A 13,002-nucleotide genomic window follows, 5' to 3' on the forward strand; every position below is an offset into this window, starting at 1 on the left:
CTAACCAATTATAAACCTAAATTATGATACTGCAAAGGTAATGTTATTTTTATATATAAACAAATTTTTTTAAAAGTTTTAGAAACCAGCGGTGACGTCATCATTGAAAAAAGAACTACCTTTGGTGCGATTTTGAATTTATCCCTTTGTTATCTTGAAATTACTGGAAAATATTAATTTAAGAAATGAAATTTTGGCGGGGTTGACCGTCGCAATGACGATGATTCCCGAATCTCTTTCTTTTGCAATTCTAGCAGGTCTTTCTCCGTTGACCGGATTATATGCTGCTTTTCTGATGGGGCTTATAACGTCTATTTTAGGAGGGAGACCGGGTATGGTATCTGGTGGTGCAGGCGCTACGGTGGTGGTATTAATTGCGTTAGCGGCGGGGCATGGTGTTCAGTATCTTTTTGCGGCTGTCGTATTGGCGGGTGTATTACAATTGCTGGTTGGTCTATTTAAATTGGGCAAATTTGTTCGTTTAATTCCGCAACCGGTGATGTACGGATTCCTAAACGGGCTGGCGATTATTATATTTATGGCTCAAGTTCAACAATTCCGGCTACCGGCTGATCCGTCCTCTTGGATGACAGGTACGTCACTTTATACGATGTTGGGGTTAACGGCTTTTACCATTCTTGTTGTTTTGGTATTTCCAAAAGTAACGAAGAAAATTCCTGCATCTTTGGTCGCTATTTTAATGGTATTTATATTGGTGAGTATATTTGGTATTGATACGAAAAAAGTAGCGGATATTGCATCCGTAAGTGGCTCGTTTCCCACTTTTCATATTCCGGATATCTCATGGACGTTAGATACGCTGAAGTTAATCTTTCCCTATTCGCTAGTCATGGCAGGGGTGGGGCTTATTGAATCACTTTTAACCCTTAATATGGTGGATGAAATAACCAATACAAAGGGGAAATCAAATAAGGAAGCGATGGCGCAAGGGGTAGCTAATGTGGTAAATGGCTTTTTCGGCGGTATGGGGGGATGTGCCATGGTGGCACAAACACTGGTTAATCTCGATGCGGGTGCGCGTTCCCGAATTTCATCATTTATTGGAGCAATTGCCATTATGGTTATCATTTTAGTGGGTGCGCCTTTTATCGAACAGATTCCGATGGCCGCATTGGTCGGTGTGATGATGATGGTCGCGATAGGTACATTTCAGTGGGTAAGCTTACGTATTATTAATAAATTCCCCAAGTCAGATATTTTCGTAGGGATGCTGGTAGCGGCTATTACCGTTGTTTTACACAATCTCGCCTTAGCAGTATTGGCGGGCGTAGTTGTTTCCGCACTGGTTTTCGCTTGGGATAACGCAAAGCGTATACGTGCTAGAAAATATATCGACGAAGATGGGGTGAAATACTACGAAATATATGGCCCATTGTTTTTCGGGTCTACAGCTGCCTTTATGGAAAAATTCGATGTATTGGATGACCCTAAATATATTGTTATCGATTTCAAAGAAAGTAGGGTCGTCGATATGTCTGCAATAGATGCGTTGAACAAGATTACTGAACGATATGCGAAGCAGGATAAGCATGTACAATTGAGACATCTTAGTCCAGATTGTCGTTCCTTATTAAAAAATGCACAAGGTTTTGTCCACATCGATATAGCGGAAGATCCTACATATAAGGTCATGCCAAATGATTGAGGATATAAAAACGCTATATCATCCAACGTAATAAACTCGCTCCCCAGGAAAACCCTGCACCGAACGCCGTTAACATCAGTAGATCTCCTTTTTGTATCAGTTTAATGTTCTCCCAGATACATAAGGGAATGGTCGCTGCTATCGTATTACCACGATATTCTATATTGGTCAATGTTTTGTCCTCTTGGATATTAATCTCTTTACCTACAGCATCGATAATACGTTTATTAGCTTGATGTGGCACTAACCAGTCTACTTGTGCTATACTCAGTTGATTGCGTTCCAGTACACTTTTACAGGCGTTGCTCATGGATTGTACGGCCTGTTTAAATACAACTTTACCGTCTTGCCGTAAGTACCGGCGTTCACCGTTAAGCGTATCATTATTAGTTGGGTATAAGGAACCACCGCCTTCAATATTTAGGAATTCACGGCCGTCACCATTACTCTGCATAAAGGCATCAATGACGCCCTCTTCCGCAGATGGCTCTAACCAGATTACGCCGGCCCCATCTCCAAAAAGAATATTGGTAGAACGGTCATGGATATTAACAAATGCGCTGATATTATCTGCTCCGACAACGAGTACATTTTTATATCGTTCTGTTTCCACCAACGAAGCGCCCATATCCAGCGCATATAGAAATCCTGAACAAGCGGCGTTCATGTCGAAAGCCCATACATTTTTTAAACCCAGTTTCTGAGCGATGATATTGGCCGTTGCGGGCATTAATACGTCGGGTGTTGAGGTCGCGACGATAATGGCGTCTACATCCGAAATATCTTTGTTGTAACGTGTACACAAATCCCGGATAGCCATAACTGCCATGTCCGAGGTGGCCAATCCTTGTTCTAGAATACGACGTTCTTTAATTCCAGTACGTTTTATAATCCATTCGTCCGAAGTGTCGCATACCTGTTCTAAATCGAAGTTTGTTCTTCGTCCATGAGGAAGGTAACCGCCTATAGCGGTGATAGCGGCATAGGGGCGTGATGAATAAATATTTTGCATAAATTTGGTTTCTCAAAATAAAAACAGGGCAAAGGTACGGAATTTTATAATTAGTTTGGATGGGAGAAGCCTATGTAATTTGTTTACTTTTCGTAACCTAAGCGTAAAAAAATAGAAAAACACTTCTTCTTCAACTGGGTCATGGGAATTGCAAACAATTTGCATAGTTGTTTGTACTATTATGTAAGGAATAATACATAACGCTACAAAATGAAAAGCGCGAATGAAAGACACGCAAAACCTGAAAAACCGTATCGAAAAAATAACACAGCAAAATAGTAAAGGTTTTGCCACTAATACCGATAAATCAGTAAGTCCAAAACAAGTTTTAAGAGTAATTGACGCAATTGTCGTTATTATTGGCATCGTTGTCGGAGCAGGTATTTTTCGTACGCCGTCCATTGTCGCTGCAAATACAGGCAGTTCGGAATTATTTCTTGGTGTATGGGTGTTAGGAGGTGTAATATCGTTGATTGGAGCCATGTGTTATGCAGAATTAAGTACCGCTTTTCCCAATACGGGTGGCGACTATCACTTCTTACACCGTGCTTTTGGTCGGCGTTTTGCATTTCTGTTTGCATGGGCAAGGATGAGTATTATACAGACAGGTTCTATAGCGTTGTTGGCATTTATTGTAGGTGACTATATGAGCGAATTGTATAGCTTAGGCACATTTTCTTCCTCGATTTATGCGGCCGTGGTGGTGATAGGGCTTACCTTCGTCAATATTATCGGTGTACATGTAGGAACAGGAACACAAAAACTGTTGGTCAGTTTACAATTTGTCGGATTGTTGGTCTTGATTGTTGCTGGTCTTTTCTTCGCTCCGGAAGGTAGCGGTAATACGGCTGTCGCGCCTGTAAGTTCTGGTATAACACCGGCAATAGGAGGCGCAATGGTGATGGTACTGCTAACGTTTGGCGGATGGAACGAGGCGGGCTATATATCGTCGGAGATGCGAGGTGGTTGTAAAAAGATGGCATTGGTGATGATAACCAGTATTCTTATCATTACGGTTATTTATCTGTTGATAAATTTAGCTTATCTCAACGTTTTGGGGATTGATGGGTTGGTTTCTTCGGAAGCCGTTGGTGTAGAAACCATGCGTGTTATCATGGGGGATACGGGTGTGTTTTTTATAGGCTTATTGGTCATCTTGGCTGCGTTAACGTCTACTAACGCGACCATTTTCACCGGGGCGCGCACGAATCATGCTTTGGGGCGGGATTTTCCGATTTTTTCTTTTATGCGTGTATGGAAATCCGAAACCTCAACACCTGTCAACGCACTTTTGGCGCAAGGGGCAATAGCGATTTTATTAATTATTATAGGTTCTTTTGCTCGTAGTGGATTTGAATCTATGGTGGACTTTACAGCACCCATTTTTTGGTTTTTTATTTTATGCACGGGACTATCGCTTTTTGTTTTACGCCATAAAGAACCCAACGCACCCCGTCCGTTTAAAGTGCCACTATATCCCGTACTTCCCATTATCTTTTGTCTGACCTCTATGTACTTGCTGTATTCTAGCTTGATGTTTGCCGGAAGTGGTGCTTGGCTCGGCGTGGGTGTGCTACTATCAGGGATGATATTTTTCTTTTTCATACCGAAATCGAAAGAATCGAAACAAAACACATGATTTTTGCGTACTAGATATAAAATATATTTTTTGACCCTTTAAATTAAACAAAATGAATGCATTGAAGAATTATTTACTGGTTTTTTGTTTATTGGTAGGTTTTCAGGTATTTGCACAAACACCTAACTTAGATGTTCCATACGTACCTACAAAACAACCCGTCGTAGATGCGATGTTAGACTTGGCAGGTGTAAAAGCAGGAGATGTCCATTATGATTTAGGATGTGGTGACGGACGTATCGCGATTTCCGCAGCTAAGCGAGGAGCTAAATCCACAGGTGTCGACATCGACCCGCAACGTATTAAGGAAGCAAATGAAAATGCGAAAGAAGCAGGTGTAACCGATAAAGTGACTTTTATCCAAGGAAACCTATTTGATTTTGACTTTAGTAAGGCAGATGTATTGACGCTTTACTTACTCCCAGAAGTCAATCTGAAATTGCGTCCGAAAATTTTAGAAGAATTAAAACCGGGGACACGTATTGTCTCACACGCCTTTGATATGGGCGACTGGGAACCAGAGAAAACTATCACGGTAGATGGAAGCACCATATTCTTATGGACGGTTCCTAATCGTTAATAATTTTTTATGTTCTTTTTTCCGTAAAAAGAACCAAACCGAACGAAGAGAGCTCATGGACACCAAAATGAACACTTGTCCATAAACCTCGCCGCTTCGAATATTTTACATTTAGGATAATACTAAGAATGTGTCTGTACAGATGTAAAACATCCGGATGCGGCATTTTAATGTTAAGAGAGGGTCTATGCAATTGTATTATCCCTCCATTAAACCTTTAACGCCACCTTTTTTCTTTTTTTGAGAGAAAAAAAGAAAAGAAACTACCAGCCTTTTATAGCACCACCTTTAAACACTTTATTTGCTACAGCCTCTACTTCTTCTGATTGATAGGCTTTTGCAAAATTTAATACTTTTTCGTCTTCTTTGTTGTCTTCCCGGCTCACAATGATATTTACATAAGGTGACTTCTCGTTTTCTATAAAAACACCATTGTCTTTCGCTGTTAGATTATGACTCGCCGCAAAATTATTGTTGATAACCGCTACGGCAACTTTTCCGTCATCTAACGTCCGAGGCAATTGGGGAGCTTCTAATTCAAGAATCTTAAGATTTAGCTCATTTTTAGTAATGTCCTGTATACGGGGGAGTAATCCTACGTTATCTCTAAGCTGAAGAAGTCCAACTTCCTGCAGGAGTAAAAGTGCTCTACCCAAGTTGGTAGGATCATTAGGAATAACTATCGTATCCCCAGATTTCAGTTCACTTATGTTTTTTATTTTCTTGGAATAACCAGCCATAGGATAGACAAAGGTATTTCCTACAATGGCTAGTTTATATCCTCTACTTGCCATTTGGTCATCTAAATAGGGAGTGGTTTGGAATACGTTTACATCGATGTCGCCTTGGTGTAGAGCCTCATTTGGCATGACGTAATCATTAAAAGAAACCAGTTCGACTTCCAGATTGTATTTTTCTTTTGCTACCTTTTTGGCTTCTTCCGCCAAACTGTATTCAGGACCTGCCTGTACCCCCACAAGAAGGACATCGGAAGAACGATTTTCTCCGTCACAGGATAAAAGGAAAGCTAAGATAATAGTTGAAATAAATAAGATTTTAATACGAGAATACATGGTATTTTTTGTTAATATAAATGATGAACGTATCACTTTCTGTGATCTACATATTTCGATAATCGATCACCGATAAACTGTATGCCGAACACGATGCCGATCAATAGCACCAGCACTATATTCATAATCAATGCGTCATAGCCCACATAGCCATATTGATATCCAATATGTCCTAATCCTCCGGCACCTACAGCCCCTCCCATTGCCGAATATCCTACTAATGTTATAAGTGTAAGGGAGGCACTGTTTATTAACGCAGGGAGGGCTTCGGGAATAAGCACTCTGCGAACAATTTGCATCGTCGTTGCCCCCATGGATCGTGCGGCTTCTATAATTCCATATGGGATTTCCAGCAGACAGTTTTCCACTAGGCGTGCAACGAATGGCGCTGCGCCAATGCTCAACGGAACGATAGCAGCTTTCATACCGATAGATGTTCCCACTAAAGCACGGGTAAACGGAATCATCCACACGATGAGTATGATAAATGGGATGGAGCGGAAAATGTTTACAAAAAAGGCAATAGTACGGTTTAATGAACTGTTTGCGAGCAACTGTCGTTCACGTGTCAAGAATAATAATATACCTAGCGGAAGTCCAAGCAGAAAGCTGAAGAATCCAGATGAAAATGTCATCACGATGGTTTCCCAAGTGCCTTTCGCCAATAACCAAAATGTTGCTTCAGACATATTCACCTTTGTTAGTCAATCGTTAATGTTGGGTTTAGCAATTCTTGTGTAATAGGAGATTTCGGAAATTCAAATAACACATTTACTTCGTTTTCTTCCACCAATTCACCCGCAGATATAACGGCTACACGGTTACATACCGCACGCACTACTTCCATTTGATGCGTAATCAATACGATCGTAATACCCAGTTCGCGGTTGATACGTTTTAAAAGCGAAAGGATTGAACGTGTTGTTTGCGGATCTAAAGCACTTGTCGCTTCATCGCAAAGCAAAATCTCCGGATCAGAGGCCAATGCTCTGGCAATGGCGACCCGTTGCTTCTGTCCTCCCGATAAAGCTACTGGATATTCTTCTCTTTTTTCCGATAAATCTACCATATCAAGCAGGTTATCTACTTTTTTGTTTATTTCTGCTTTCGTCATATTTGTTAACTGTAGTGGAAAGGCAACGTTATCGAAAACCGTACGAGAAGAAAGCAAGTTAAAGTGTTGGAAAATCATCCCTATTTTTCGGCGGAAAGGAATTAATTCTTTCTCCGAAAGGGAAACAATATTCTTACCCTGCAAGTAGATGTCTCCAGAAGTGGGACGCTCTAATAGGTTAATAGTACGCACAAGCGTACTCTTTCCTGAACCGGAATAACCAATAATACCGAAAATATCACCTTTCTCGATATGAAGGGTAATATCTTTAAGGGCTTGAATTTCCCTTTTTTTCTTATAAAATATTTTACTGACTTGCTCTAGTTTAATCATATAATCTAGTGCAAAGATAGTGTTTTGTTATTTTCTTTGGATAAAAAATGTCGGTATACCATGAAGATATACCGACGTCTTAATTATGCTTTATATGATATTCTAAAATTTACTTTAATGTGAATTTAAATCCTAAAGTAAAACGTGCCGGTTCAAAATTGCTATTGTTGGTAAGGTTCCACCAGGGTTTCCAGTCGAAATGGAAAGCCAGAGGGGCAGATGGGATTTTAAACTCCAACCCCGCAGCCGGGCGAAGAGCAAAATAGGTGCGATCATCATTCCGACCTCCATACCACCAACTGCCGTCGCGGTCAACAAATGCAAGCTGTGGACCAACGCCTATATACCAATTTAATCCGTTTGTTCCTGCTATAGCTTGATTATATGAATAATCTACACCTAAGACGGTGACATCGTCGCCAAACAATACCTGCGCATTTCCTGCATTTGCACCGTCAAAAAAGTGCTTTATCTGCGGACCTACTAACGTTGGGCCATCTCCAACATCTATACCTAAACCCAAGGCTGTCCGATAACGAGCTTGTGCATTCACTTCTTGTACACCGATTGCTACAAATGAAGCAGCTAATAACGATAAAAATACTTTTTTCATTCTCTACTATTTCTACTAAATATAATTTCAAACGTTATCAATAATCGATAAGGTTCGTTTTTAGAATAAAACGGAAGCAAATAGTTTGCCAAACTATAATCATTAAAGGCAATGACAATGTATCTAAGAGAAGTAGAAGCCTATCTTGCAAAGTAATTATCTGTCATTATAAAAAAGTAATATTTTTTGATAATCTCAATAAAAATCGTAATTTTGCCTGGCATATAGAAACTCCAAAGATATTTGCCATATGCAATTAGATCCACAAAAATTCGTAGCAGAAGGTCTTACATACGACGATGTTTTATTGATTCCTGCTTATTCAGAAGTTTTGCCTCGTGACGTCGACACGAGCACACAGCTTACAAAAAAAATTCGCTTAAATATTCCTTTAGTATCTGCCGCGATGGATACGGTAACGGGAGCTGATTTAGCTATCGCCATTGCACAAGCGGGGGGGATAGGAATGTTGCATAAAAATATGTCAATAGACGAGCAGGCGGCAGAGGTGCGTAAGGTAAAACGTTCGGAAAGCGGAATGATACAGGATCCTGTAACCTTGTTGGAAGGGTCGACCGTCGGGGATGCTTTTAAAATCATGAAAGAGCATAAGATAGGCGGTATCCCAATTATCAACGATGCCAAAAAGCTTGTCGGCATCGTTACCAATCGTGATCTTCGCTTTCAGAAAGATATGTCCATGCCCATCAACGAATTGATGACAAAAACAAATTTGGTTGTGGCGCCCGAAGGGACAGACTTGATTCGCGCAGAGGAGATTTTGCAGGATTATAAAATTGAAAAGCTACCTGTGGTAGATGCAGAAGGTAACTTAAAAGGACTCATCACCTTTAAAGATATTCAAAAATATAAGCATTTTCCGAATGCTGCCAAAGACAGTCATGGCCGTTTGTTGGTAGGAGCTGCGGTAGGGGTAACGGCTGACACGTTGGAACGGGTTACCGCTTTAGTAAATGCAGGCGTGGACGTGGTGACTATCGATACCGCACATGGACATTCCAAAGGGGTGATCGAGAAATTGAGGGAGGTTAAATCGACTTTTCCCGAACTGCAGGTTATCGTAGGGAATATTGCAACAGGAGCGGCGGCGAAAGCATTGGCAGAAGCCGGAGCCGATGCTGTGAAAGTAGGTATTGGTCCGGGATCTATTTGTACCACCCGTATCGTTGCGGGGGTAGGTGTACCGCAATTATATGCCGTGTATGAGGTAGCTAAAGCACTAAAAGGTTCTGGGGTCCCATTGATTGCCGATGGCGGTATCAAACAAACGGGGGATATTGCCAAAGCCATTGCTGCGGGAGCAGACACGATTATGGCGGGTTCGTTATTTGCCGGAGTAGAAGAAGCCCCGGGTGAAACCATTATCTATGAAGGACGTAAGTTTAAATCATATAGAGGGATGGGATCTATAGAAGCAATGGAAAGAGGCTCCAAGGATCGTTATTTCCAGGATGTAGAAGATGATATTAAAAAATTAGTGCCTGAGGGTATTGTAGGGCGTGTTCCATATAAAGGAACATTAGCAGAAGTGGTATATCAATATATCGGTGGACTAAGAGCATCTATGGGATACTGTGGAGCGAGTGCCATCGACAAATTGAAAGAAGCACAGTTCGTACGGATTACCGGCGCGGGTTTAAGAGAGTCACATCCGCACAATATCTCGATTACGAAAGAAGCACCTAACTATAGTAGAGGCTAAGATTCGATAAACTTCCTACCAAGAAAGCATCCCAAAGTAAAAGTGGAAAATAAAAAGAAGAAGCTGTCTAGATTGGACAGCTTTTTTTATGCGGAAATAGTTTTGATGAAAGAAAAGTTTAAAGCACTGGATCATATGCTTTAAACTTTTCTTTGGGTTCAAAATAATTCCATAATATATTTGCAATCCGTCTGGTCAAAATCTCCGCTTCATTATCACGTGTCCAGCGTTGATCTGTATTGTTTTTCGTTAAGACAGCAAAAACAAAATCACCCGATGGCGCATGAACAAATACCACCTCACCGCGTGCCTCATTTACCGAACCTGTTTTGGAAGCTGTTGCGATGTAAGCAGGGAATTGTGACAGTGACCGTTCGTTGTAAAATTGATTTTTTAGATAACGGTACATTTTGTCGGAAAGGCGGGGAGTGATGACTTTGCCCTGTTGGATTAAGGTCATCAGTTGTGCAATTTCGCGGGGTGTCGTTTGTCCCCATCCATATTTTTTCCATATCTCCTCACGCCCCTCGGTACGGGAGTTTACTTTGGTATGAGGAAGTCCTAAGTCATCCATCATACGATTAATGGAAGTACCACCACCAGCTAATTCCTGACACCATATTGATGCTACGTTGTCGCTATAGGTCAGCATGAGGGAAACCATGGTGGATAGGTCGGTTTGAGTACTGTCTTTATAAAACTGCATCAATCCTGAACCGCCGTATACACGTTTGGCATCGTATAGGTAAGGGCTATTTAACTTCAGTTCTCCGAGATTTATCTTGTTGAAAACACCCGCTAGAATAGGGATTTTCACAATGCTTGCCGTAGGAAAGATACTGTCCGCCTGTATATCTACCGTTTTGTTTTGCCTAAGATGTTGCACAAATATGCCTATATCTCCCTGAAAATCTTTGATTTCGTTTTGCAATATACGCTCTAATTTGCTGTCGTTTTTCTGCGCATGGCCGTGTTCTCCGATAAGGAGGAAAAAAAGAACTATGAACAAACCGTGTTTCATCTGTATACAAATAACGACTAAGATTTACGATGTGACTGTCGAACCTTGCTGTGCTTCCGGCTATAAAACCAATAAATGGCGACACCAATAAGCAGCCAGATTCCTAGACGTTCCCAACTTTCTATCGGTAAAGATGCCATCAAAATCAAACAGACAATAATGCCTAATACCGGCACCAACGGAACTAATGGTGTTTTGAATGGTCTTTCAATTTCCGGGCTTGTTTTACGTAGGACCATTACGCCTATACAAACCAGCGTGAAGGCGAATAGGGTGCCGATACTAACCATGTGTCCTAAATCAGAAATAGGCACAAAGCCGGCGAAAAGAGATACGAACACCATGAATATGAGGTTCGTTTTCCAAGGTGTTTGGTTTTTGGAAAGGTCGGAAAACATCTTTGGCAATAAGCCATCTTTGCTCATCGAGTAAAACACGCGGCTTTGCCCGAGTAGCATTACTAAAATAACAGACGTGTAACCGGCAATGATCGTAACAATCAATGCTGTATTTAGAAATGTATAGCCCGTATTGGCAAATGCCGTAGCGACAGGTTTGGCGTCACCTTCAAACGATTTATAATTTTCTAGTCCCGTCATGACGTAAGAGAAAAGTACATATAAAATGGTACAAACAATAAGCGAACCGATAATACCAATGGGCATGCCTCGTTTAGGGTTTTTGGCTTCCTGTGCTGCGGTGCTCACGGCATCAAACCCGATGAAAGCAAAAAACAAGACACCGGCTGCCCGTAGAATACCACTAACCCCAAACTCTCCGAAATGGTCACTGTGTAGAAAAGACCATAAACTCATATCACCACTTTTCACCATTTCTTCGCCTTCGTTTGTCGGAATAAAAGGAACGTGATTGGATGAATCGATAAAGCTCCATCCCAAAGCAATGAATATCAATACCACCCCAACTTTTAAAATCACCAATATATTATTAACAGTAGATGATTCTTTTGTGCCACGCATTAACAATAAGGAGAGCAGGCATACGATGATAATAGCGGGGATATTTATATAACCACCTTCCCATGGCCCTCGTAAATATTCTGGTGGGATAGAAAGACCAAATGTCATCAAGAGCTCATTAAAGTACTGTGACCAACTAACCGCTACCGTCGCACTTGCCAATGCATATTCCAAGACTAAATCCCAACCGATAATCCACGCCATAAATTCGCCCATTGTTGCATAGGAATACGTATAGGCACTACCCGCGACAGGAATCATGGAGGCAAATTCAGCATAACAAAGGCCGGCAAAGGAACATGCTAAGGCAGCAATAATGAAAGAAAGGATAACAGCTGGGCCCGCATTCTCCGCTGCGGCAATTCCGGTTAAGGAGAAAAGCCCCGCACCAATAATAGCTCCTACACCCAAAGACACCAGTCCGGTACTCGAAAGTGTCCGTTTTAACGTATGTTCCCCACTTTCCCGCGCTTCTTGGATAATTTTTGGAATAGATTTTTTATATAACATAATTTTGTTGTTTATATGGGTAGTGGTGTATTATTTTCCAGATTTAAATTTACCGTAAGAATCGAGTACATATGCCCTAATATCCTCTGGTGATGCTGTCTCTATAAATTCAAGTGACGGACGAAATTGCTCTCTAAAGAGTGCCATTTCTGTATCTGTAAGCGGCACGATAGCACGAATAGCCTGCTCGCTAAACAACCTATCTACTTTTCGGTTATTTTGCTCTTCTAGCAGGAGATCCAGATTTTTGCGGGCCATTTTACTTTGTCTGCCAAATAAGCGGGAAAGCGAAACCCTTAACCCGCCTCGGGTCTGTGATGCTTCTGTGACCTGCCCTTCGCTTTTGGCTCTCTCAATTTCATAGGCCAAACGGCTGTCCGTTAGGCGGCTTATAATAACCTCGTCAATGACGATAGACTTGCTATCGCGGATTAGATAAATGCGTTGTATGCCTTCTTGGTAAATAAAAGTCGTGTCTACTTCATACCCCGATTGGGTAAAGGTCAGCAGGTCATTGATATTTCCAGAGATCATAAAGTTTCCTTCTGCATCCGTTTGTGTGGTTTCGTTCGTCCGGAGGTTTTTGACGACAACATCTCTTAATCGTTGGCTGCTTTCCAGTTCATGTACAATGCCTTTGATCTCCTGTGCATTTACCGAAAGGTTTACACAGAACCCGAAAAGCAACAAAAAGAAAAAGAATGCATGAAGTTGTATGTTTTTTTTCATCGTATTTTT

At 41.3% G+C, this 13,002-nt stretch carries 12 protein-coding genes; 4 read left to right on the forward strand and 8 right to left on the reverse strand.

Annotated features, from left to right (window positions below; all coding sequences use genetic code 11):
- Positions 1 to 154 precede the first annotated feature (154 nt).
- Complete coding sequence (locus tag FXV77_RS17530; RefSeq protein ID WP_262713630.1) at positions 155 to 1,666, forward strand: SulP family inorganic anion transporter; 1,512 nt, start codon at positions 155 to 157, stop codon at positions 1,664 to 1,666.
- A 13-nt stretch (positions 1,667 to 1,679) separates the two neighbouring features.
- On the opposite strand, the gene FXV77_RS17535 is transcribed toward FXV77_RS17530, so the two are convergent.
- On the reverse strand, positions 1,680 to 2,678 hold the full coding sequence (locus FXV77_RS17535) for a beta-ketoacyl-ACP synthase III (RefSeq protein WP_148920547.1): 999 nt from the start codon (positions 2,676 to 2,678) through the stop codon (positions 1,680 to 1,682).
- 223 nt (positions 2,679 to 2,901) lie between these two features.
- Between FXV77_RS17535 and FXV77_RS17540 the strand changes: the two genes are divergently transcribed.
- Together FXV77_RS17540 and FXV77_RS17545 are read left to right on the forward strand one after the other, a co-directional pair.
- A complete protein-coding gene (locus tag FXV77_RS17540) occupies positions 2,902 to 4,317 on the forward strand; it encodes an APC family permease (RefSeq protein ID WP_148920548.1) in 1,416 nt (471 codons plus the stop codon).
- 52 nt (positions 4,318 to 4,369) lie between these two features.
- The gene (locus FXV77_RS17545; protein WP_148920549.1) at positions 4,370 to 4,897 is read left to right on the forward strand and encodes a methyltransferase domain-containing protein; all 528 of its coding nucleotides are present in this window, start codon (positions 4,370 to 4,372) and stop codon (positions 4,895 to 4,897) included.
- Positions 4,898 to 5,160: 263 nt separating this feature from the next.
- Here the strand turns inward: FXV77_RS17545 and metQ are convergent, their stop codons facing one another.
- From metQ to FXV77_RS17565, 4 genes are all read right to left on the reverse strand, one after another.
- The gene (gene metQ / locus FXV77_RS17550) at positions 5,161 to 5,970 is read right to left on the reverse strand and encodes a methionine ABC transporter substrate-binding lipoprotein MetQ (protein WP_148920550.1); all 810 of its coding nucleotides are present in this window, start codon (positions 5,968 to 5,970) and stop codon (positions 5,161 to 5,163) included.
- Between the two features lie 32 nt (positions 5,971 to 6,002).
- On the reverse strand, positions 6,003 to 6,659 hold the full coding sequence (gene metI / locus FXV77_RS17555; protein ID WP_148920551.1) for a methionine ABC transporter permease MetI: 657 nt from the start codon (positions 6,657 to 6,659) through the stop codon (positions 6,003 to 6,005).
- 11 nt (positions 6,660 to 6,670) lie between these two features.
- A complete protein-coding gene (locus tag FXV77_RS17560; RefSeq protein ID WP_148920552.1) occupies positions 6,671 to 7,417 on the reverse strand; it encodes a methionine ABC transporter ATP-binding protein in 747 nt (248 codons plus the stop codon).
- A 109-nt stretch (positions 7,418 to 7,526) separates the two neighbouring features.
- Entirely contained in the window at positions 7,527 to 8,030 is a 504-nt protein-coding gene (locus FXV77_RS17565; RefSeq protein ID WP_148920553.1) for a hypothetical protein, read from the reverse strand.
- Between the two features lie 250 nt (positions 8,031 to 8,280).
- Here FXV77_RS17565 and guaB point away from each other — a divergent pair, with 250 nt between their 5' ends.
- Complete coding sequence (gene guaB, locus FXV77_RS17570; protein ID WP_148920554.1) at positions 8,281 to 9,753, forward strand: IMP dehydrogenase; 1,473 nt, start codon at positions 8,281 to 8,283, stop codon at positions 9,751 to 9,753.
- Positions 9,754 to 9,871: 118 nt separating this feature from the next.
- Here the strand turns inward: guaB and FXV77_RS17575 are convergent, their stop codons facing one another.
- Genes FXV77_RS17575 through FXV77_RS17585 form a run of 3 tightly spaced genes read right to left on the reverse strand, consistent with a single transcriptional unit; the run spans position 9,872 to position 12,993 of the window.
- Positions 9,872 to 10,774, reverse strand: a complete 903-nt coding sequence (locus FXV77_RS17575) for a serine hydrolase (RefSeq protein ID WP_148920555.1) — start codon at positions 10,772 to 10,774, stop codon at positions 9,872 to 9,874.
- 17 nt (positions 10,775 to 10,791) lie between these two features.
- Positions 10,792 to 12,264: an amino acid permease gene (locus tag FXV77_RS17580; protein WP_148920556.1), complete on the reverse strand. Its 1,473-nt coding sequence runs from the start codon at positions 12,262 to 12,264 to the stop codon at positions 10,792 to 10,794.
- Positions 12,265 to 12,294: 30 nt separating this feature from the next.
- On the reverse strand, positions 12,295 to 12,993 hold the full coding sequence (locus tag FXV77_RS17585) for a hypothetical protein (RefSeq protein WP_148920557.1): 699 nt from the start codon (positions 12,991 to 12,993) through the stop codon (positions 12,295 to 12,297).
- Positions 12,994 to 13,002: the final 9 nt, after the last annotated feature.

This window comes from Sphingobacterium phlebotomi, assembly GCF_008180195.1.
Classification (GTDB): Bacteria; Bacteroidota; Bacteroidia; order Sphingobacteriales; family Sphingobacteriaceae; genus Sphingobacterium; species Sphingobacterium phlebotomi.